This is a genomic window from Glutamicibacter arilaitensis (assembly GCF_044793945.1).
Lineage (GTDB): Bacteria > Actinomycetota > Actinomycetes > Actinomycetales > Micrococcaceae > Glutamicibacter > Glutamicibacter arilaitensis_B.
On the sequence record NZ_CP084994.1, the window covers coordinates 2,331,022 to 2,353,839 of the forward strand.

Annotated in this window: 16 protein-coding genes; 7 read left to right on the forward strand and 9 right to left on the reverse strand. The window is 56.8% G+C overall.

From position 1 onward, the window contains the following. Positions 1-13: 13 nt before the first annotated feature. From cydC to LG294_RS11020, 3 genes are read right to left on the reverse strand one after another with little or no spacing between them, the layout of a single operon-like run. Positions 14-3,331 (reverse strand): thiol reductant ABC exporter subunit CydC, encoded by a 3,318-nt coding sequence (cydC, locus tag LG294_RS11010; protein ID WP_404285643.1) that lies wholly within the window; start codon positions 3,329-3,331, stop codon positions 14-16. A gap of 26 nt (positions 3,332-3,357) precedes the next feature. After that, a complete protein-coding gene (cydB, locus tag LG294_RS11015; protein ID WP_404285645.1) occupies positions 3,358-4,383 on the reverse strand; it encodes a cytochrome d ubiquinol oxidase subunit II in 1,026 nt (341 codons plus the stop codon). 14 nt (positions 4,384-4,397) lie between these two features. Beyond that, the gene (locus LG294_RS11020; protein WP_404285647.1) at positions 4,398-5,987 is read right to left on the reverse strand and encodes a cytochrome ubiquinol oxidase subunit I; all 1,590 of its coding nucleotides are present in this window, start codon (positions 5,985-5,987) and stop codon (positions 4,398-4,400) included. A gap of 393 nt (positions 5,988-6,380) precedes the next feature. On the opposite strand from LG294_RS11020, the gene LG294_RS11025 reads away from it, so the two are divergent. Continuing rightward, a complete protein-coding gene (locus LG294_RS11025; protein ID WP_404285649.1) occupies positions 6,381-6,752 on the forward strand; it encodes a BlaI/MecI/CopY family transcriptional regulator in 372 nt (123 codons plus the stop codon). Between the two features lie 23 nt (positions 6,753-6,775). Next, on the forward strand, positions 6,776-7,741 hold the full coding sequence (locus LG294_RS11030; protein WP_404285651.1) for a M56 family metallopeptidase: 966 nt from the start codon (positions 6,776-6,778) through the stop codon (positions 7,739-7,741). A 107-nt stretch (positions 7,742-7,848) separates the two neighbouring features. Here the strand turns inward: LG294_RS11030 and LG294_RS11035 are convergent, their stop codons facing one another. Further along, positions 7,849-9,957, reverse strand: a complete 2,109-nt coding sequence (locus LG294_RS11035; protein ID WP_404285653.1) for a type IIA DNA topoisomerase subunit B — start codon at positions 9,955-9,957, stop codon at positions 7,849-7,851. 222 nt (positions 9,958-10,179) lie between these two features. Here LG294_RS11035 and LG294_RS11040 point away from each other — a divergent pair, with 222 nt between their 5' ends. After that, positions 10,180-10,404 carry a hypothetical protein gene (locus LG294_RS11040; RefSeq protein WP_404285655.1) on the forward strand — a complete coding sequence of 75 codons (225 nt, stop codon included), beginning with the start codon at positions 10,180-10,182 and terminating at the stop codon, positions 10,402-10,404. Positions 10,405-10,561: 157 nt separating this feature from the next. Here LG294_RS11040 and LG294_RS11045 read toward each other — a convergent pair whose 3' ends face one another. The 4 genes from LG294_RS11045 to LG294_RS11060 form a co-directional block, all read right to left on the reverse strand. Continuing rightward, complete coding sequence (locus LG294_RS11045; protein WP_404285657.1) at positions 10,562-11,761, reverse strand: RNA polymerase sigma factor; 1,200 nt, start codon at positions 11,759-11,761, stop codon at positions 10,562-10,564. Between the two features lie 282 nt (positions 11,762-12,043). Then, positions 12,044-13,147 (reverse strand): DUF4192 domain-containing protein, encoded by a 1,104-nt coding sequence (locus tag LG294_RS11050; protein WP_404285659.1) that lies wholly within the window; start codon positions 13,145-13,147, stop codon positions 12,044-12,046. Positions 13,148-13,228: 81 nt separating this feature from the next. Continuing rightward, the gene (locus LG294_RS11055; protein ID WP_404285661.1) at positions 13,229-14,383 is read right to left on the reverse strand and encodes a nitrate/nitrite transporter; all 1,155 of its coding nucleotides are present in this window, start codon (positions 14,381-14,383) and stop codon (positions 13,229-13,231) included. 95 nt (positions 14,384-14,478) lie between these two features. Further along, a complete protein-coding gene (locus LG294_RS11060; RefSeq protein WP_404285663.1) occupies positions 14,479-15,435 on the reverse strand; it encodes a proteasome assembly chaperone family protein in 957 nt (318 codons plus the stop codon). 245 nt (positions 15,436-15,680) lie between these two features. Between LG294_RS11060 and LG294_RS11065 the strand changes: the two genes are divergently transcribed. The 4 genes from LG294_RS11065 (at position 15,681) to LG294_RS11080 (ending at position 21,184) form a co-directional block, all read left to right on the forward strand. Beyond that, entirely contained in the window at positions 15,681-17,195 is a 1,515-nt protein-coding gene (locus LG294_RS11065) for a leucyl aminopeptidase (RefSeq protein WP_404285665.1), read from the forward strand. A gap of 256 nt (positions 17,196-17,451) precedes the next feature. Further along, positions 17,452-18,831, forward strand: a complete 1,380-nt coding sequence (lpdA, locus tag LG294_RS11070; RefSeq protein ID WP_404285667.1) for a dihydrolipoyl dehydrogenase — start codon at positions 17,452-17,454, stop codon at positions 18,829-18,831. A gap of 159 nt (positions 18,832-18,990) precedes the next feature. Beyond that, positions 18,991-20,724, forward strand: coding sequence for a 2-oxoglutarate dehydrogenase, E2 component, dihydrolipoamide succinyltransferase (gene sucB, locus LG294_RS11075; protein WP_404285669.1), 1,734 nt, complete (start codon positions 18,991-18,993; stop codon positions 20,722-20,724). A 109-nt stretch (positions 20,725-20,833) separates the two neighbouring features. After that, entirely contained in the window at positions 20,834-21,184 is a 351-nt protein-coding gene (locus LG294_RS11080; protein WP_404285671.1) for a hypothetical protein, read from the forward strand. 72 nt (positions 21,185-21,256) lie between these two features. Here the strand turns inward: LG294_RS11080 and LG294_RS11085 are convergent, their stop codons facing one another. Then, positions 21,257-22,771: a serine/threonine protein kinase gene (locus tag LG294_RS11085; protein WP_404285673.1), complete on the reverse strand. Its 1,515-nt coding sequence runs from the start codon at positions 22,769-22,771 to the stop codon at positions 21,257-21,259. Positions 22,772-22,818 lie beyond the last annotated feature (47 nt).

Here is a 22,818-nt window from a genome sequence, read left to right on the forward strand (position 1 = left end):
AGGGTTACCGTTTTTAGCTGGTCGCTGCGAGGGTTCGGTCTAAGGAGATCGAACTCTCGCACGTTTGCGCAAGACTCGTCTCGTGGGTGATCAGCACAACGGTCCGTCCGGCGAGCGCCGCGCGGAGCGCAAGAATCAGCTCCGCGCTTTCATCGACGCCTAAGTGCGCGGTCGGTTCATCGAGCAGGATCACCTGCTGCCCGCCGACCAGCGCGCGGGCGACCGCAAGTTTGCAGCGCTGCCCTCCGGAGAGCCGGTGTCCACCGCTGCCGATGCGAGTGTCGAGGCCGGCAGGTTGCCCCGCATACCAGTGGCCGAGCCCTACCCGGTGCAGGATCCCGATGAGCTCCTCGTCGGTTGCCGGGGTCTCGGTGTTAGCTGCCAGGTTCAGATTCCTTCGCAGAGTTGAATCAAAGAGGTGCGCTTCCTGCGGGCACCAAGCCACCGAGTCCATCGCGCTTTGCTCCAGGACACGGTAGGTACCGTGTTCATCTATGCTTTCCAGACTCCCGGCGCTAGCGGGCAGGGCACCGAGCAAGGCGGTGAGCAGCGTGGATTTGCCCGAGCCCGAGGATCCGGTCAGCGCGGTCCATTCTCCGGGGCGAATCTGTGCGTTCAGGTTGCTGATCACCGGGATTCCGGGCACGTAGCTCAGGACCAGCCCGGTCAGCCGGTAGCCATGGACCGTGTAGGCCGGTTGCGGCGCCGGTGCGCTACTTCCCTTGTCGGCTTGCTCCCCTACCCCGCGGCTGGCAAGCTGACCGGTCAGCTCGTACAAGGCTCGTCCCTGCTGGACTGCGCCGAGCGCATTAGCCGCAGGTTCCCCCAAGGACAGCGCCAGCAGCACGGCGAGGGCCGTGAACGACGCGCTGCTTTGCGAGATGGACACCAAGCTCGTGGCTAGCAGCACGGTAGTCAGCGCAGCGAGGGCCGGGCCGGTGCCCTGGCCATAGGCGTGGCGGCGGGCTCGGGCGGTATTTCTGCTTTCGGCTCGTGCGAGCTGCCCGAGCACCGGGCCGAGGCTTTCGTAGACGCGCAAGGCTTCTTTATTGCGCAGAATTGATAGCACCAGTTGGTTCAGCTGCAGGCGATGCTGCAGTTGCAGGGCTAGATGCCGTCCCTCGACGATCTTGACCAGCCATCGTGCTGGGAAGGCTAGGAAGAGCCCCGCGCCAAGCGTCGCGTAGCCGAACTCTGGTTGCATCATGAAAAGTACCGCTGCGGCCAGGATCCATACGATCAGTGCTTGCAAAGGAGGGAAGAGTACGCGGGCAATGGCGTCTCGTAGCTCGTCGACTTCGGCGAGTAAATATCGCAGCACCACAGAAGAGCGGCTCATCATGCCCCAACGTGCGGGGTTTGCGACCATCGCGTTCCACAGCTTTTCACGCAAGGCGCCAGCATAGCCCAGTACCGCGTCGTGGATGGCCAGTTGTTCCATATACCTGAACACCGCGCGTCCAATGCCCAAGGTACGCACCATGACGAAGGCGACAGTCAGGTGCAAGATGGCTGGCTGGTAGCTGGATTCAACGATGAGCCAACCGCTGAGTCCGGCGAGCGCAACCGCGCACAAGATGGAAAGCACCCCGTAGCACAGCGCCTTGCGGGCCGCCGGGTAGTTGTTCAGCACCTCCCGGCGTGGGTTCCACCGGGGCCGGTCCTTTGCATCCCTCGCGGATGATGGCTCGCTGAGCGTCGGTGATTGGCTTGCTGCTGTCTGGTCAATGGGACTTGTCGGCTGTGCGATCATCGCCGAATCAGCTTCGGCGAGCAGCGGGTCGTGGCTGGCCACCAGCATGGCGCAATCTGCCGGTAGCTGTGAGAGGAGCAGGCGTACGGCGGCCGCGTTCTGTTCGTCTAGATGGGCCGTGGGCTCATCGGCCAATAGCAGCCGGCAGCCGGGCACCGAATGCATCCGCAAGAGCGCGCGCAGCACTTCAAGCCTGCGTAATTCCCCTGGCGAGTACTCCCCTATGGTGCGCGGCAGCATGGCACTGAGATTCAGCTTGCCAGCTAGCGATTCCACCAGCTGGCCGGGCGCAGCGGGCACGTCCTGCGCTAATTGTGCTGTTCCCGTCGCCGCGTTGAACTGCGGGTGCTGGCTAATATAGGCCAGCTGTCCGGCAATGAAGATCTCGCCGCTCACCAGATCAGCGTCGAACTCACCGTTGCTGGTGTGTGCCTCGGCGATGAGTTTGAGCAGACTGGTTTTTCCGCTGCCGCTGGAGGTGCTCAGCAGCTGGCGCGCTCCGGCCCGCAGGGTCAAATTGAAGTCGCTGTAGAGCGGGGATTCGATTTGGTAGCTTAGCGACAGGTTGCGTACTTCGAGTACGTTCGCGTTCTGCTCCGGGCCAGATTGGGCGCGCGGAAATTTGTCGCGTTTACCGCGAATTTGTTTGCTGTAGCGTTCGTAGGCCGCGAGTCCGTCATCGGCCGCATGGTAGGCCGATCCGACCTCACGCAAGGCGATAAAGAGTTCGGGCGCGAGAATCAGGATGGTCAGCCCGGCTGTGAGATCCATGTTTCCGCCCACAAGTCGAACCCCAATGAGTACGGCGAGAACTGCCACCGAGAGCGTTGAGATCAGTTCCAGCCAGAAGCTGGACATGAAAACCGTCCGCAGGTTGTGCATGGTCGCGGCCCGGTAGCGTTCGCTCACCTGTGCAATGGCGTGACCTTGGTGGCGCGCGCGGCCCAGCCCCAGCAGCGCAGGCAGCCCCTGGGCCAGTTCGTAGAGTTGGTTAGCCAGGGCGTCGAGTTTTCCCTGCGACTGGGCGATGGTGTCTTGGGTGTGCATTCCGATGAGCGCCATGAATACCGGAATCAGCGGAATCGTCAGCAGCAGCACCAAGGCGCTGAGCCAATCGATGCGCAGGATGAAGATCCCCAATAACAGCGGTACGACTGCGGCACCGATCAGTGCGGGAATGAATTTGGTGAAGTAGTCATCGAGCTTTTCTATGCCATGGCTTGCCAGTGTCGAAGTTTCCGCCAGTGACAGTTCGTTTTCCTTTTCTGCAACGATCCCCGGGCGCGAGGCGGCGGATGCGATCAGTTTTGCGCGCATCCGCTCTTTCGCCCCTGCACCCATTCGACGGGAACCTGCGTTAAGGCCCCAGACTCCCACCGTGCGCAAGATCGCCCCGCTCAGCGCCAACCAGAGCAGCAACTGCTCATGCGGCTGCCCAACGGATATCTGGGAAATCCAAGTGGCCAAAGCGTAGGCCACGAGGATCAACCCGATAGTCTTCAGCACCGAGAAGGCCGCCAGCAGGGCAACCTGACGGCGTGGTAGAAGGTCACTGGGCAAAAAGCGGGGCGCAGACATGAGATGTTCCTTTCGAGCCGGCTGGACTAGTTCACAACCGAGGTCACCAAGTGATCCTCCGGGATGTGCTTTTCGCTGATGCGCTTGCGGAACACCCAGTAGCTCCAAGATTGGTAGGCAAGGACCAAGGGCACGCCGAAGGCTGCAACGATGCTCATCAGCTTCAGTGTGTAGGGCGAGCTCGACGCGTTTTCGATGGTCAGGTCAAAGGCCGCGTCAATGGTCGAAGGAAGCACCACAGGGAAGACCGCGACGAAGATCGCCGCCACCGCGGCCAGCAGGGTGATGCCCAGGGCGATGAAAGACCTGCCTTCGTGTCCCGACCGTCCGCTAATCCAAGCGCTGCACACCGTAGCCAGGGCTAGAGCGAAAAGCCCCCAGGCAATAGGCGAGCGCTGTCCGAGGAGAACGACGAGGGACCACAACAACAGCGGTGCGATGCTCAGTGGGAGCCAACGGACAAAGAGCTTGCCCGAACGGGCGCGGATTGGCCCGTCCGTTTTTAGCCGAAGGAAGGCGATCGAGTGGATCCAGCTGAAAGCCACTACCGCGACACCGCCGAGTATTGCGGACCACGTGAGCCATGCGAATGGACCACCGACCCGATCCCCATTTTCGTTCAACGGCAAGCCGAGGGTGGTCAGGGCCAGCATTGCGCCAACGCCGAAAGCCGCAACAAGCGACCCCCACCCCAAGGCTAGATCCCAAAGCCCGCGAGTTCTCGTGCTTTCGGCTTTCCCCCGGTATTCGATGGCTACCGCGCGGAAAATCAATGCCACTAGGATGAGCGTCAACGGGATATACAAGGCGGAAAAGAGCGATGCATACCAGTGCGGGAAGGCCGCGAAGGTAGCGCCAGCGGCAGTGAGCAGCCACACTTCGTTTCCGTCCCAGACCGGACCGATGGTGTTGAGAAGAACGCGCTTATGCTTCTCGCCGCCACGCCCCAAACCGATCTGCATTCCGATGCCAAGGTCGAAACCTTCAAGAAATAGGTAACCGGTCCAAAGCACGGCAATGAGAATAAACCAGAGAGTTGGAAGCCAATCCATTACTTTCCGCCTGTCTAATATGCGAAGGCGAGTACATCGCCATCGTCGTCGCTAGGGTCCTTGTCCGATTTCTGCCCGGTATCCAACAGCTCCGGCATCGCCGATCCTGTGCCTCCTCTGATGTATCGGGTGAGCAGCACCAGTTCCACTACCAGCAGCACCGCATAAACCAAGGTCAGCGTGATCAATGAGAACAGCATTTCTCCGGCGCTCACGGTTGGGGATACCGAGGCGGCGGTGTACATAAATACTTGGTCGACACCGCCCATCTGAGGGTTCGGCGCTACGGTGAAGGGCTGCCTTCCCATTTCCGTGAAGATCCAGCCTGCCGAGTTCGCGCCGAAGGGTGCCGCGATGCTGAGCAGAGCTAGCCGTGATAGCCAATTGCTATGCGGCACCGTCCCCTTGCGAGTGAGCCACAGTGCCAGGGCTGCAGCGACCGCCGAGAGCCCTCCGAGGGTGATCATCAGCCGGAATCCCCAGTAGGTTACTTCCATAACCGGTAGGTAGCTGATTTCTTCGCCTGCGTACTGCCCGAAAGCCGGGTCATCCGGGTAGTGGCTGCCGTACTTCTCCTGATATTCAGGAATCAGTGTGTTCACACCCTTGACCGGAGTATCGAAGTCGCCGTTGGCCAGATAGGACAACAGCCCCGGTAGTTCGAAAACTGCCACAACGTCGTCACAGGTGGTCGCTCCTTCGGTGCTCACGTTTCCTAGGGTGAGCACCGAGAAGCCTGTTCCGTCGTGGCATGCAGCTTCGGCGGCTGCCATCTTCATGGGCTGCTGCTCGAACATGAGCTTTGCTTGTTCATGTCCGGACAATGCGACCCCGAGGAACGAGACCATGGCGATGACTGCGCCGATACGCAATGAAGTGATCCAGACCTTGTGGTCTTTGCGATCGCGAACCCGGCCCTTGCTCGGGTCCTCGCCGACGATGACTCGTCCTTTGGCGTCAACGTTGTCGATGCCTTCCTTGCGCCGGCGATACAGGTGGAACCAAGAGATGCCCAATAGGAACCCTCCGGCGACGGCAAATGCGCCAAAAATTGTGTGCGGGAAGGTTACGAGCGCTGTGTTGTTGGTGAAGACTGCCCACGCGTCGGTCATCACCGCGCGTCCGTCGATGAGTTCGGTGCCCACGGGATGTTGCATCCATGAATTGGCTACCAGAATGAAGTAGGCCGAAAGGATCGCAGCCAATGAAGCGCACCAGATTGTGGCCAAGTGGATCCGCCGAGGTAATTTCTTCCAACCAAAGATCCATAGTCCAAGAAAAGTGGATTCCACAAAAAAGGCGAGCAGTGCTTCCATGGCCAGCGGCGCGCCAAATACATCGCCAACGTACCGGCTGTATTCGCTCCACGCCATTCCGAACTGGAATTCCTGGACGATGCCTGTGGCTACACCCATGATGAAGTTAATGAGAAAGAGCTTGCCCCAGAACTTAGTCATGCGCAACCAGTGTTCGTTGCCAGTTCTGTGCCAGACCGTCTGCATCACGGCAACGGTCAATCCGAGGCCAATCGTAAGCGGCACCATCAGGAAGTGGTACACGGTGGTAATGCCAAATTGCCACCGAGCAATCTCTAATACATCCATGGATTCCTCAACTATCGCGAGAACTCAATACTTGATTTCTACAAGCCGTAGAAACTTTCCTCATTGCCAGAATAGACCAACTTCGACAGCTTGTAGAACTCGAGGGCCTCCAGGGGCGCAACGGATTGATCGGAATGGAAAAAATCAAGATTCCTAGCATTGACACAGGTTGAACTTTCTGAAACAAAAAAGTCCAAGTCAACACTAAGCAGCACCTGTCACCTACCGGGCAAAATTTGTTATCTGCAAACCCAGTCATCATTCGATATTTTTACGCCACGTAGAAATATCGAACAAACGGTTATACAATGAAGACTCCAAGCAGAATGTTTTGATTCCTCTTTGGAGGATGGCAGCACTGCATCAGCACTAAAGCAAGTGAGGTAAGACCTGGTGGCCAGCCTTGGCGATCTGGAACGCTCCGTCATGGACCTGCTGTGGGATTCTGCAGAACCGCTTACCGCTAATGATCTTCGTGATGCCCTAGCGGCGCTCGGTACTGATGCTAAAGAACTCGCAGTAACCACGGTACTAACCGTGTTGGCACGACTGGAGAAGAAGGGACTAGTGGCGCGCGAGCGCTCCACTCGTCCACATCGATACACAGCGTCCTCGTCTCGCGAGGACCATACTGTTGGGCTGCTAAACGACGCCTTGGGCACTGCTCAAGATCGCGAAGCTGTCCTCGCCCGATTTATCGGAGGAATCTCGGCTGAGGAAGCAGTCTCCCTGCGTGCTATCTTGGATTCTGTAAAGACCGTCTGAGTAACATGAACTTCGGGGACTGAGTGCTTCTCACCTCATATTTCCTAGCGGCGTTGGCTATCGTCTTGGCGTGGCCGACGCCGTTGGCATTGTCTAAAGCAAAATGGACCGCACGCGCTCCGGTCGCAGCGGTACTGCTCTGGCAAGCTATCGCCCTGGGCGGCGGCCTATCCATGATTGGCTCCATGCTCGTCTGGGGGCTGACTCCGCTCGGCAACGATCTCATCTCAGCGCTGCATGCCGGCTGGCTCCTAGTCACCGGCGATACCAGCATTAAGTTCCCCGGCGTCGTTCACTTATTTGCATTGAGTACGGCGGTCCTCTTCGCCTTCCATCTTGTGCTCACCCTAGTGCGAGCTTCGTGGCGCACGACCCGACAGCGAGCTAGGCATCGCCATCTCTTGCGGTTGTTGAGTAACCCATCGCAAACCCGCCCCAACACGCTAGTGCTCGATCATGATCTTCCAGTGGCCTATTGCGTCCCGGGGTTTAATGGATCGGTCACGGTACTGTCAAAAGGCCTACTAACTCAGCTTTCCTCCGAGGAACAACGTGCCGTCATCTCGCACGAGAACTCACATCTCGATCAACGACACGATCTCCTAATTCTTGCCTTTACTGCCTGGCATGAGGCATTGCCCTGGTTGCCAACCTCGCGTCTGTCACTAGACGCGGTACGACAACTGATCGAAATGCTCGCAGATGACAAAGCCCTGGAATCAGTGAATCGATCGGTCCTCCTTCGTGCCATAGTTAGCGTCGCCTCTTCTATCGCGCCGCTTGGAGCGTCCCAAGGTGCCCTAACTAGCGCCCCAGGCGAAGTCGTGGGGATGCCTGGCGGCGAAGTTTCATCACGGCGGTTGCAACGTCTGCTGACACCGGTAGCGCCGCTGAACCGGTTGCAAAATTTTCTGGTTCTCTCCTGCACCGTGCTACTTCTGGTATGCCCCACCATCTTGCTCATCGCCCCTCGTTTACTGTCCTGGTAACCGGCGCGCGCAGCCCAGCACCAGAAGCGACGCAAAAGCCCTCCTAGACTCGCAGTTATGCGCGATGTCTAGGAGGGCTGCCCCTGATGCGGAAATATTGCGATCAACTACACGTCGATGCGATCCCGTTCAAGGTTCTCAGCGCCGGCGATGATGAAGTTCTTGCGCGGAGCGACGTCCGAACCCATCAGTAAGTCGAAGACTTCCTCGGCCGCCTGAGCATGTTCAATGCCAACGCGACGCAGCATCCGATGACGAGGATCCATAGTCGTCTCGGCCAACTGGTCAGCGTCCATCTCACCAAGGCCCTTGTATCGTTGGAGCGGTTCTTTGTAGCGCTTTCCTTCGACTTCGAGCTTGGCCAGAAGAGCAACCATCTCGGCCTCGGAGTATGTGTAAATTACCTCGTTCGATTTCGACCCGGGATTGATGACCTCGATTCGATGCAATGGTGGCACTGCTGCATACACACGGCCGTGCTCGATCATTGGACGCATGTACCGATAGAAAAGTGTCAGCAGCAGCGTACGAATGTGCGCCCCATCAACATCAGCATCGGTCATCAAGATGATCTTGCCGTAACGCGCCTGCTCGATATCGAAGCTACGCCCCGACCCTGCACCAATCACCTGAATCATGGCTGCGCATTCCACATTTGAGAGCATGTCGGAAATCGAAGCCTTCTGCACGTTGAGGATCTTGCCTCGAATGGGCAATAGCGCTTGGAATTCACTGGACCGCGCCACTCGCGCAGTACCCAATGCACTGTCGCCCTCGACGATGAAGAGTTCTGAACGCCCAACTTCTTTGCTGCGGCAATCGAGCAGCTTGGTTGGAAGCGAGGAAGACTCGAGCGCAGTTTTACGACGCTGAGTTTCCTTGTGCATTCGGGCTGAAACCCTGGACTTCATCTCGTTGACGACTTTTTCAAGAAGCGTCGAGGCTTCGACCTTTTCGTTGCGCTTGGTAGATGCAAGGCGCTCATTCAGCGCCTTTTCGACAACCTTCGTGACAATCTGTCGAACCTGCGAGGTACCAAGAATTTCCTTGGTCTGTCCTTCGAATTGTGGTTCGGCAAGCCGCACGGTGAGCACAGCCGTCAGCCCGGCCATCACATCGTCTTTCTCAATCTTGTCTTTCTGACCAAATTTGAGTTTGCGAGCATTTGCTTCGACGTTCTTGCGGAAGGACTTCAGCAGTGCCTGCTCGAATCCTGCGATATGTGTTCCGCCCTTGGGCGTGGCAATGATATTTACGAAGCTTTGGATGGTGGTGTCATATCCGATGCCCCAACGCAATGCGACGTCCACTTCGCACACGCGTTGAACGTCTTCGATATGGCTCCGACCATTTTCGTCGATTACGGGGACTTTCTCATGGAACGAACCGCTACCATGGACTCGCCATACGTCTGTGACCGATGAATCGCTGCTCAGGTACTCGACGAACTCGCTAATGCCGCCATCGTGCTGGAAAATTTCCTCAAAAGGTCCATCGGCTCCGGCGGTTCCGGCCAGCCCGCGTTCGTCGCGCAGGGTGATCCGCAGACCAGGAACTAGGAACGAAGTCTGCCGAGCGCGATTCTGGAGTTCTTCATATGAGAACTTTGCATCCGATGTGAAAATATGGTCATCGGCCCAATAACGGATACGGGTACCAGTCACCCCGCGCTTGGTTTTACCGATAATTTCCGGAACGGTGGCTTTCTCATGCGCTGCGAACGGAGCATCAGCTTTGGGCCGGCCGCGGTCAGCGAATTTACCCGGTTCACCACGGCGGAACTGCATCGAATAGGTTTTACTGCCACGATCGACTTCGACATCTAGTCGAGCCGACAAGGCATTAACCACCGAAGCGCCTACACCGTGCAGGCCACCGGAGGCACCATAGGAGCCTCCGCCGAATTTACCGCCGGCATGAAGTTTGGTGAAAACGACTTCCATGCCACTGAGACCGGTCTTCGGCTCGATGTCAACGGGAATACCACGCCCATCGTCATGCACCTCGACCGAGCCATCGGCATGCAAGATGACATTGATGGACTGCCCGAAGCCGCCTAGCGCCTCGTCGACCGAGTTATCAATGATCTCCCAAAGGCAGTGCATCAAGCCACGAGAATCGGTAGACCCGATGTACATGCCAGGTCTCTTACGTACGGCTTCGAGACCCTCAAGAACGGAGAGATGTCGTGCGTTGTAATTATCGGCTGAGGCCACGAGGGTGCAATCTCCTACTGACGCGGGAAAAGAATAAACTACTATTCATTCTACTCGTTTATGTGTTCGAATTTGGCGTTATCGTCCGGTCGGTAATTCCCTCAAGTTTCATCAAAAGTTCTCCACAATCGCTACGCGGTAAGCGAAAGCACACAGTTTTGGGCATAAAGTCAGTGCCAAAGCTGGTTGTATAGAGTGAACATCGATTTAAGGAGGCTGGCAATGACTACAACTACCACTAGTCGTGAACTAAGTGCCCTCGACCGGTGCGACCGATGTGGCGCACAGGCCTATGTACGGGCCGTGCTGGCTTCGAACAGCGGAGAGCTACTCTTCTGTGCCCACCACGCACGCTCCGTGGAACCCAAGCTACGCCCAATCACTTCGGTCTGGCAGGACGAGTCGGCACGACTTTACGAAAAGCCAAAGGTCGACATTAACGACTAAGAACAGGGACTTCAGTTCCGTTCAAAGGAAGGGTGATCCAGCCGACGCTGGATCACCCTTCCTGCATTAATGTGCTGTGTCTCCGAGAAGTTCCTTAAAAAGAAATGCGATCGCGGCATCCTCAGGAAGGATACTGCGATCGCATAACATCGAAACTTTAGTCTAGGTAGTCACGCAGAACCTGTGAACGCGATGGGTGTCGCAGCTTCGACATGGTCTTCGACTCGATCTGGCGAATACGCTCACGGGTCACACCGTAAACCTTACCGATTTCGTCTAAGGTCTTCGGCTGACCATCGGTCAGACCAAAGCGCATAGCTACAACGCCTGCTTCGCGTTCAGACAGGGTGTCCAGAACCGAGTGCAGCTGTTCCTGCAACAGGGTGAAGGAAACCGCATCGGCCGGAACGACCGCTTCGGAGTCCTCAATCAAGTCACCGAATTCAGAGTCGCCATCTTCACCAAGCGGGGTGTGAAGCGAGATCGGTTCGCGACCGTATTTCTGAACTTCGACAACCTTTTCAGGAGTCATGTCCAGTTCCTTAGCCAACTCTTCTGGAGTCGGTTCGCGGCCCAGATCCTGAAGCATCTGTCGCTGTACACGTGCCAGCTTATTGATGACTTCAACCATATGAACCGGGATACGAATGGTACGTGCCTGGTCTGCCATGGCGCGGGTAATGGCCTGACGAATCCACCAGGTTGCGTAGGTAGAGAACTTGAATCCCTTGGTGTAGTCAAACTTCTCAACTGCACGGATCAGGCCCAAGTTACCTTCCTGGATCAAGTCCAAGAAAAGCATCCCACGTCCGGTGTAACGCTTGGCCAACGAGACAACAAGGCGAAGGTTCGCCTCAAGAAGGTGGTTCTTTGCGATCTTTCCGTCGTGGATGATCTGCTCGTAGTCCCAGCGGAGGCGCTGATCAATTGAGCCATCATCCTTGGACAGCTTATTGGTAGCGAAAAGCCCAGCTTCGATACGCAGAGCCAAGTCGACTTCTTGCTCTGCATTAAGCAGTGCGACCTTACCGATCTGCTTTAGGTAGTCCTTGACCGGGTCGGCGGTTGCACCTGCAACCATGACCTGCTGCTGGGGAGCATCATCATCGGCGGAAGACAAGGTGAATCCCTTGGATTCTTCTTCTGGCTTTGCCGAGCCGTCCTTGGCGCCAGCTGCGTCAGTGGCACCCGACTCAACATCGTCTTCGGATTCTTCAGAACCCTGTTCGACTTCCGGCTCTTCGGAAGTAGTAGTCTTCTTTGCGCGAGGCTTAGCCTTCGCACGGGTAGCGCGCTTTTTCGCGACAGGAGTTTCTGCCGTTTCCTCGGTCGCTGTGGCCTCAGCCTCAGTAGCCATACGATTAGCGTTCGTCTCAGAAGATGACACGAATAACCTTTCTAACGATGCGTTCCGGATGCACCTGCCGGTAACACCACTATGACCCTGTCAAGTCCGAATGCGCTGTATCAGTGACACAACGCAACGACGGGTACATTGATAACAACGCACCAACCGCGTCTAATGTTCCCAAAAACGACGTTTCTGGAACCTAGACAACTCGAACCTAACCGGGTCTGTTTTTTCATTATCCACTAATTCGCCCACAGACACCACTTGACTCGGTCACCCGCGCGTCTGCTAGCCCAGTTGGGCTCGCCAAGCGCGCAGTTCGTCGGTCGCCCATTCGGGCATGGAGCCTCGATTCATAAGCTCTCGAAGAAGCTGAGCTAAGCGATAGTCTCCCTGCTCTTCGAGCACTTGATCGAGCAACGTGATGGCCATGGAGCCGCGCCCGCGCGCCCACTCGATCCAGGCCAAGATACACATCAAGGCGTGACGTTCACCGTCAAGTGCTACACCGAGAAGATCACGGGAAACCATCCATAGGCGTTCCAGCCGCCTCCAGTCCGGACTCTGCCATCCTCGCCCCAAGAGAAAATCTGCCAAGGGTTTGACCTGCTCGCCATCATTTCCAACGCACAATTGCTTAGTCATTTCTATAGTTTGCGCCGAGCCAATACCAGCGAGGAAAGGCAGCACATCACGGACCATGCGAATTCTCAGCCCCGCAAGCATTCGCGCACTGCTCAATGAACTCGAATGAATGCGTTCCAGCGCCTCATCAGCACTCAGGTTAAGGACTTCTGCCCACGCGTCGAGGCAATCCAGCAGATCGTTTCCCAACGAGCTTGTGAGCTCTCGAACTTCTGCCGCGTTGGCCCAGATAGCTATGCCGGTGCCGTCCCACGGGCGGTCCAATGGTGCAGATCCAGCAAGTACCAGCGACAGGTTGGTTTCGCCCAGCGCGATGTCTGGCCGTGCGAAAGTTATTCCAACATCACCGTCGTTGTAGTCCCAGACTCGCTCGCGGCATATGCACCAGGCCTGACGTAGCTGGATGCCACCATGACCAAAGGCTTCGTCGAGTTCGGCGATCATCTGCTGGTAAGGGATTTTCTGTGAGATTTTGATGTCTCCCGGTGCGTATACCACCGCGACCACGCTTCGCACCTGCGGTAGTCGTCGCAGCAAGCTGAGCACTTGGGCCACCCACGGCTGGCGATCTATTTCATGTATTTCGCTTGGCAGGTCGACACGAAGCGTCGCTTCAAGGCGTTGACCGACGAGCAGAAGGAGAACCATGGACTTTTGCGGGTGAAAGCCAAGAGCGTGGGGAATGTAGGCGAGCACGTCATCGCAATCAGATAGCGAAAGAGGCTGCCGTTCGGGTGTAGTAGTCATAACCCCACGATGCGCCCCAAAAACCATTCCATGTTTCAGATCAGCGCGTGCTGTGGAGAAGTGTTCTTACCGTATTTTGGGCTACTGCCGTCGCGCCTTGCGTCGTTCAATCAACATGAAAGTCACACCGATAGCTGCCATCACAAATTGCACCGACAGCGCGATGCGGAAGGCCGGTAGATTGTAGAGCTCGCCCACCGACCCGTTAGCTACATAAAGCCAGTCCATGACGACTCCAACCAAGTAAATGGTGACAAACCCACCGAAGAACCCACCGGTGTTGACCAGTCCGATTGCGGTCCCCATGATGTTTGGCGGGTTGAAAGTCCGGGCAAAGTCGAAGGCGATGACCGATGAAGGACCACCGGCCGCCACTGCCACCAGCAAAAGGATCAGCACCCACAACGGTGCTGCGCCAGGCCAGAGCAACACGATCGCCCACATGAACACCATTGCGCCAATAACTCCAAGAGCAAAGTTTGAGCGCTTATGCGGGTATCTGGCAGTCAACGCTCCGAGGAGCGGTCCATACAAGACCGCCACCGCGACGAAAATTGACATCAATCCCGAAGCGAAGCCACCGTCGAGCCCCTGGCCTTGGACTAAGAAGGGGTATCCCCAGGTCAACAAGAAAACGTTGATCATGAAAGAGGTCGTAAAGTGAGTCCAAAACCCAAGCCGGGTACCGGGTTGCCGCCAGGCGGTGGTTAATCGATCCCGGGTACGCATCGGCGCGCCTTCGCTCAAATGCGCCCAGCCAGGACCGTTGCGAATCAAAGTTATGGCGATTAGCAAGCTAGCTAATGCCAGACCCGACATGACCGAAAACGCCGGCGTCCATCCAAACTGCACCAGGATCAGGTGAAAAGGGAAAAGACTGACTAATTGTCCGGCTTGCCCGAAAGTACCTACCAGTTGTGTCAATACAGGGATTCGGGAACCGGAGAACCACAATGGCAGCAGCTTAAGTACCGAGACGAACACCATCGCATCGCCCGAACCGACTAGGATCCTTCCGCCCAAACCCATGGGAACGCTAGTTGAAATAGCTAGGAACGCTTGTCCCATAGCCATCAACACCGAACCAGCGATGATCATGATGCGCGGACCAATCTTGTCCAGCAACAGGCCTACGGGAACTTGAGCGCCGGCGTAGACAACTAGTTGAACCACCGAAAATGACGCCAAGATCTGCGCCGTGGCTTCGAACCGTTCGGTGGCTTGAAGACCTGCCACGCCAAAACTTGTTCGTTGGGACACGGCTGCCATATAGGTAAATATTCCGGCGCAAACCACAAGCCAAGATTTTGTCGAGTTCAGGTGCGACTGGATCACTGCTCTGGGTCACCCGATGGAGAGTCCGCTCCCCCGGTGTTCCTGTTGGCGTTCAGCCAGTCGGTGCTGTTGTCGATTGTAGCTAGGAAGTCCTCAACGCTTGCCCCCAGTTCCTCGGCATTGGGCATGTTTTCGTCTTCGTCCAGTAACAGCGAGCGCCGTTCGTGTTCTTGCGCGTGCTCGTCAAAACGCTTTTCGAAACCGAGCACCATTTGTTTGACTTCGTTGTTGCCTTCGATCTGTTCGGCCAGCTGTGATTCGATCAACCGGCCCGCTTCGCGTAACTTCTCCGTGGGAAGCGCCAGCTTCAGTGCGGCGCCCACATGCTCTAAGGCGGCTACTGCGACGGCGGGATATTCGGACTCAGCCAAATAGTGCGGCGTGTGCAATGAGTAGCCCACGACGTCACGACCCGCATCATTCAGGCGGATCTCCAAGAGCGCCATCAGCCCAGAGGGGGTTTCGGCGGTAGGGCTCCAGGTGGAGATGTTCTCGGTGAGATCTTTGCGGTTTCCGTGAGCGGTCACTCCCACTGGGCGAGTGTGGGGAACTGGCATCGGAAGCGACACGGTGCCAGACACCAATTGCACGTTGAATGCGTCGATAAAGTTGAGCAACTCGGCAATAGTGCGTTCCCAGCGCAAATCTGGCTCGACTCCGGTGAGGAACCAGAACTTCCGGTCCAGTGCATCGGTCATCAGATAAATTTCGATGCGCGGCTCTTGATAGCCGGCAAAGTGATCGCCGAGAAATGAGACCCTTGGGCGCTGGGCGGTGTAAACAACAAGCTCATCGGCGTCGAAACGAGCATAGAGTTCGGAACTCAAATGTCCGAAGAGTTCGTTGCTCACCAAGTCATGCGCATGGCCTGCGTCAGATACTCCACGCAATGAAACATACATTCCCAGGCCCTGCAGACTCGGATCGTCCAAGTTAGTGCTGACCAGAGTCATCAACGGATCCTTGGACATTCACACCTCAATCGTTTTCGGTACCGCTAAGCCGAGGCGGTTACTTAAAGCTCGAGAACTTATCCTATCCGTTCAGCCTTTCGCTCGCTGTGAAGTATCGCACGCCAGACTAAAACCTCGGCTAACATCGAGTGTAGGAAATACTCAGCTCACCGGCTCCATCCACCGGTTATTCCCGCGGGCTGAACCGTCCTTAGACCCTACAAAGGCATAGAAGGAATGATTTTGTGATCAACTCCAGTGATCTCACGTTGACCGCCATTGGTGCAGACATCAAACGTAAAAACGCCGACGCCCTCATTTTGGGTGTGCTGAAAAACGGCGACAAGGTATCCATCGCAGCTTCGCCACTCGCAGCAGAAACCACCTCCGCTCTGGAACAGTCGCTCACCGCGCTGAACGTCGCCGGTTCCGCAGACGAAGTAACCGTACTTCCAGCTGCAGAAGGCATCAAGGTCAAGACGATCATGTTCATCGGCTTGGGAGTGAAAGATCTATCCGAACTCAACGATGAGAAGTTGCGTCGAGCCGCAGGCTCGGCAGCACGCCAGCTTTCCAACGCCAAGACTGCGATCTTCGCCCTGCCGGCCGACACCTTGGAACGAGTTTCAGCCGTAGCCGAAGGAGTGGCTCTGGGCGCATACCGCTTTGAGAACTTCCGCTCGAAGAAGAGCGACAAGCCAGTTCTTGGCGAAGCCTTCATCGCTACCGCTGTCGCCACCTCAAAGGATCTGCCTGCCCTGCTCAAGCGCGCCGCAGTGATCGGCCGTGCTGTACGCGGCACTCGAGATCTGATCAACACCCCGGCCAATATCTTGTACCCTGAAACCTTTGCCACCGCAGTAAAGGACTTCTCCAAGTCCTTGCCGCTGAAGGTCACCATCTTTGATGAGAAGCGACTAACCAAGGAAGGCTTCGGCGGCTTGATGGGCGTAGGCGGCGGTTCTGCACGTCAGCCACGCATGGTCAAGGTTGAGTACTCCCCGGCCAAGGCCGCCAAGCATTTGGCGCTGGTGGGCAAGGGCATCACCTTTGACACCGGTGGCATCTCGATCAAACCAGCTTCCGGCATGCACGCGATGAAGTCGGATATGTCAGGTGCCGCTGCAGTTTTCCATACCATTGCTGCAGTGTCCGAGCTTGGCCTCGATCTGAAGGTCACCGCGTGGCTATGCCTGGCCGAGAACATGCCAGGCAGCGCTTCGACCCGTCCGGGCGACGTGTTGACCATGCTCGGTGGTAAGACGGTTGAAGTACTCAACACCGATGCCGAAGGACGCTTGGTCATGGCCGACGGTTTGGTAGCAGCCAGCCAGGAGAATCCGGATGTGGTGATCGACATTGCCACATTGACCGGAGCACAGATGCTCGCATTGGGTCTGCGCACCGCTGGAATCATGGGCAACGAGCAGGTACGTGACGATTTGGTGGCCGCCTCAGATTCAGTCGGCGAGCTCGCGTGGGCTATGCCGTTGCCCGAAGAGCTTCGTCCGAGCATCGATTCTCAGGTGGCGGATCTGGCAAACATTGGCGAACGCATGGGCGGAATGATGACCGCTGCGGTTTTCCTGGAAGAATTTGTGGGCGAAACTGACGGCCAGAAAATTCCTTGGGCGCACATCGACTTTGCTGGTCCTGCCTTTAACGAGGGGTCGCCTTGGGGTTACACCCCGAAGAACGGCACAGGTTCTCAGGTTCGCACCTTAGTGGCCTACGCCGAGAAGATGTCGGGCACCCGCTAGAAATGACTTATTGGACACATCCCGGTGCGGGCAATGTCATTGCCCAAAGCACTGGGATGTGTGCCAAAATACGAGATATGGCCGACTTTTAGCCAACTCAAGATGACTCTGGTGCTTTGACGGTACTAAAGTAAGTTTTGAAACATCACCGGTGGATTATTAGTTCGCGCCCCGTGCGAGAACTAGACCAGTTCACCACCCGATCTCCAGGTCGGCCATGGCCGACCTCACTTAGCTATTACGAGGGAGCGTTCACGTGGCCGATTCGGCAGCAACGCAAGAATTTGATGTCCTCATCCTCGGCGGTGGTTCCGCTGGATACTCGGTCGCTTTACGCGCCATCCAGTTGGGCTTCACCGTTGGATTGATCGAGAAGGAAAAGGTCGGCGGCACTTGCCTGCACACCGGCTGTATCCCTACCAAGGCTTACCTGCACGCAGCAGAGCTCGCCGAAAACGCTCGCGAAGGTGCCAAGTACGGCATCAACTCCACCCTCGAGTCAATTGACCTCGGCGGAGTACGCAAGTACAAGGACGGCATCGTCGCCGGCAAGCACAAGGGTCTTCAGGGTCTGCTGAAGATGAAGAAGGTCAACGTTATCGAAGGTAACGGTCGCCTGGTCTCCAAGGACACCATCGAGGTTGACGGCGTTCCTTACAAGGGCAAGAACATCGTTCTTGCGACCGGTTCGACTTCCAAGACCTTCGGTCTGGAAATCGGTGGCCGCGTGCTCACCAGCACCGAAGCACTGAACATGGTTGACATGCCAAAGAGCGCAATCGTGCTCGGTGGCGGCGTTATCGGTGTCGAGTTCGCTTCCGTCTGGAAGTCCTTCGGCGTCGAGGTCACCATCGTTGAAGGCTTGCCTTCACTGGTTCCTAACGAAGACCCAGCCATCATCAAGACCCTTGAGCGTTCGTTCAAGAAGCGCGGCATCAAGTTCAACACCGGCGTCTTCTTCGAGAAGGTCGAGCAGGACGATAACGGCGTGAAGGTCTCGCTGGCTGACGGCAAGGTCCTGGAGGCAGAAATCGTTCTGGTAGCAGTGGGTCGCGGCCCGGTCACCGAGAACATGGGCTTCGAAGAGCAGGGCATCACCCTGGATCGCGGTTTTATCATTCCAAACGAGCGTCTGCACACTGGCGTTGGCAACATCTACGCAATTGGCGACGTCGTCCCAGGCGTACAGTTGGCCCACCGCGGTTACCAGCACGGCATCTTCGTAGCCGAGGAAATCGCCGGGCAGAACCCAACCATCGTTGAAGACATCAACATCCCGAAGGTAACTTTCTGCGAGCCAGAAATCGCTTCAGTTGGTTACTCCGAGCCTAAGGCCAAGGAGAAGTTCGGCGAGGACCAGATCGAAACCACCGAGTACAACTTGGCTGGAAACGGCAAGTCCTCGATCCTGGGCACCTCCGGCCTGATCAAGATGGTACGCGTCAAGAACGGTCCAATCGTGGGCGTTCACGGCATCGGCGGCCGCATTGGTGAGCAGATCGGTGAAGCACAGCTGATCGTGAACTGGGAAGCCTACCCAGAGGATGTTGCACAGCTCATCCATGCACACCCAACGCAGAACGAGTCGCTAGGCGAAGCCGCAATGGCTTTGGCTGGCAAGCCACTTCACGGCTAATCATGCTGCAGGTCACCGGGTAGCGCGTTCACACACGTGCTGCCCGGTGCACTAAGCTCGGAGGCAACGCCTCCATTCATCGATTTCTGGGTGTTCATCCGCTTTGAGTTGCACACCCAAATCACACTTCAAGCTTTATTTAAGAGGAGATACGGGAAGATGTCTGAGACCGTAAACCTGCCCGCACTGGGTGAAAGCGTTACCGAGGGTACGGTAACCCGTTGGCTGAAACAGGTCGGCGACCGCGTAGAGGTTGATGAGCCGTTGGTGGAAGTTTCCACCGATAAGGTCGACACCGAGGTTCCATCACCTGTCGCTGGCGTAATCGAAGAGATTTTTGTCGCCGAAGATGAGGAAGCCGAAGTAGGCGCTCCTCTGGTTCGCATCGGCGATGGCTCGGGTTCCGGCGCTGCTGAGCCTGAGGCTCCTGCAGCTGAAGAAGCTCCCGCAGCTGAAGAGGCACCTGTGGCCAAGGAGGAAGCTCCGGCTGCTCCAGCTGCCGAAGAAGCACCTGAAGCCGCACCTGCTGCAGCGGGCTCCGCTTCGGGCACCGAGGTCACTCTCCCAGCTCTAGGCGAATCGGTCACCGAAGGTACCGTCACCCGCTGGCTGAAGGAAGTTGGCGAAGAAGTCGCCGTCGACGAGCCACTGCTCGAGGTTTCCACCGACAAGGTAGATACCGAAGTTCCTTCGCCTGTTGCCGGCACCTTGCTGGAAATCCGTGTTGCTGAAGACGACACCGCCGAAGTTGGTGCCGTTCTTGCTGTGATCGGTGCTGCAGGCGCTGCACCAGCAGCCAAGGAAGAAGCACCTGCTGCACCAGCAGCTAAGGAAGAAGCTCCAGCCGCTCCAGCTCCAGCTCCGGCAGCCAAGGAAGAGGCTCCGGCCGCTCCAGCTCCGGCAGTAAAGGCAGAAGCTCCTGCCGCTCCTGCTGCTCCTGCTGCTCCTGCTGCCGACAACAACAGCGACGCTGGATATGTGACCCCACTGGTGCGTCGATTGGCTAACCAGCACGAAATCGACATCGCATCGGTCAAGGGCACCGGCGTTGGCGGACGTATCCGCAAACAGGACGTTCTTGACGCAGTAGCTGCCAAGGAAGCCGCAGCAGCACCTGCTGCAGCTCCCGCTGCAGCGAAACCAGCTGCCCCGGTCGTTGAAGCATCCTCGTTGCGCGGTACCTCCGAGAAGGCTCCACGTATCCGTCAGGTTATCGCCCGTCGCATGCGTGAGTCCCTTGAGGTCTCCACCCAGCTGACTCAGGTTCACGAGATTGACATGACCCGCGTGGTCAAGCTGCGTGCCTCTGCCAAGAATAATTTCAAGGCAGTCAATGGCGTCAACCTGACCTACCTGCCATTCATCGCCAAGGCAGTAGCCGAAGCCCTGAAGGCCCACCCGAAGCTGAACGCCGAGTACAACGAAGAGACTCAGCAGATCACCTACCACAACGCCGAGCACCTGGCGTTTGCGGTCGACACCGACAAGGGCCTGCTGGTTCCTGTTGTGTCCAATGCTGGCGATCTCAACTTGGCTGGCATGGCTTCCCGTATTGCTGACGTCGCAGAGCGCACCCGCACCAACAAGATTGGTCCGGATGAGCTTTCCGGTGGCACCTTCTCGATCACCAACATTGGTTCGGTCGGCGCCTTGTTCGATACTCCGATCATCAACCAGCCACAGGTAGCAATTCTTGGTACCGGTGCGATCGTGAAGCGCCCAATGGTCATCACCGACGCCGATGGCAACGATTCGATCGCCATCCGTCACATGATGTACCTGTGCCTGACTTACGATCACCGCTTGGTTGACGGCGCCGACGCAGGTCGTTTCCTGCAGACTCTCAAGGCTCGCCTTGAGGGTGGCGCCTTCGAAGGCGACCTGGGTCTGTAAAGTCCTCAAAGGACTTTCCCCAGTAGGGCAAAGCAATCGCCCCTCCCGTTCATTCGGGAGGGGCGATTGCCGTTTCTACAATTCGTCGAAAATCAATTAGGCTAGAGACATGGACTTCCTTACTCTTATCCTCATTTTCTTGCATATTCTCGGTGCGGCAGCGATCTTCGGTGGCTGGCTAGCTAACTTCAAGACTCCTACCGTAAATGTCTGGCAGTGGTACGGCGCGATTGCTCAGCTAATTACCGGATTGGCCCTCGTTGGCATGGCTGAAGCGGGCGACGGCGACGTGAACCACATGAAGATCGGCATCAAGGTAGTCATCGCAATCGGCATCCTCGTCGTGGCATTTATTGGCCGTAAGAAGGTCAAGGCTGGAGAAGAGGTTTCGACCGGAATTGCGCACGCTACCGGCGGTCTGGCATTGATCAATATCGCGATCGCCACTCTCTGGGTCTAAGGTACAAGCGAGTCTCGTACCTCTAGGCAAAGGCGAGGTAACCCGAATGCAGTCCGGGTTACCTCGCCTTTGTCATGCCGAACGGCTGATTACTTTTCCGATTTTCCATTTACCCTCAATGAGTTTCAGCTCCACTTCGATATGTTCTCTCGTGCCACGGGCAACCTGATGGATCACGCTGTTCTCTGAATCGACGTAGTCGTAGGCTTCCTGAGTGGACGTAGCGCTGAGTATCACGGTGTCTGGTCGCGCTCGGGCAGTTACCGAGATGTCTTCCAACCGAGTGGAAAGTCCGTTGATTTTCAATTCGAGTGAGTCCAAGCGTTCAAGCGTCTGCCGATCCCTTTGGAGTTGTTCGGAGGCGGGTGGATAAATCGCTGACAGGGCTTTGGAATTTTCGGTATCTAGGGCCACATCGCGTTCGTGTGAGAGCTTGATGAAACTGGCAATCACCGTCTCAGCAGAGAATGCACAGGCAGGAACTACGGCGCCGTCTTGGATACGGCATGGCTCAGGCTGCTCCTGTGCTTGCGATAGGGCTTTCTTCTCTGATTGGGCGTGCTCTCCCATAAGATTCACGCCGAGAAAGCTTGCGCCGATGAGTGCCACCCCACCAACAACGGCAAGATATACCTTGGCGCGTCCTGGGGTACGACGTAAATCATGCATTCGCCACACAGGTGTGCCGCCATCATTTTGGATCTTCTGAACTTTCCGTTCTACCGGCCGTTTGCGCCGAAGTCGGTTGGACGAATCACCCGGATGAATTGTGGCCATGAGATGAGTCGAGTCGACCGGAGTGCACTGTTCCCAGTTGATTGGCTCGGCCTGCGCTGCGGCGAAGAGCGTCCGTGCGAATTGCTCCGCCGTCGGTCTCTGCAGTGGATCTTGATGCAAGGAATCAAGCAACAGTTCATGAATCAGGATGGGCACCGCTGGGAAAATGACTGTGACAGGGGGACGCATATTCGGCTCAGGAGGAGCCGTACCCTCAAGCAAGAACCAGAGGCACGCGCCGAGGGAGTAAACGTCCTGTTCGCCCAGGCGCCCCTCGGGCTCGCACGCTGAAACCTCAGGCGCCATAAAACCAGGAGTGCCCGAACCAGGAGTCTGGTCAATACCGGTTCGGGCCTCTTGAAAATCCCCTAGTTTCGGCATGCCATCGGCTGTCAACAGTACATTGCTGGCGGAGACATCACCGTGAATTTGCCCGCTGGAGTGAAGGACCGCCAACGTTTGAGCTATCGGTGCCAAGGCCGTGATGCATTCGCCGAGTGAAAATGCAGATCGTTCTTCGAGAAGTTGAGCCAAGCTACCGCCGGGACAGTACTCCATCAGGATCCCCTCGCCCAACTGTGTCGAGAGTGTGCCGTAAAAATCGATGACATATTTCCTTGCAGATTCGACCTGTTTCTGACGTAGCGAACAGATACTTTCGGCATTCGAGGAAAGCTTCAGCACCATGTAACTCTGATCTGAGTCACGACGCATTAACCAAACTTTGCGTGGTGACTTGGCCGTTAATGGACGAACCGTCACATACCCGGTGCAAGTTGGCCAGGCCAACAAATTGTTTGAATCACTCATGTTTCAGTTCTAACGCAAAGAACAGTTTCTTGCCGCCGTTATCCACA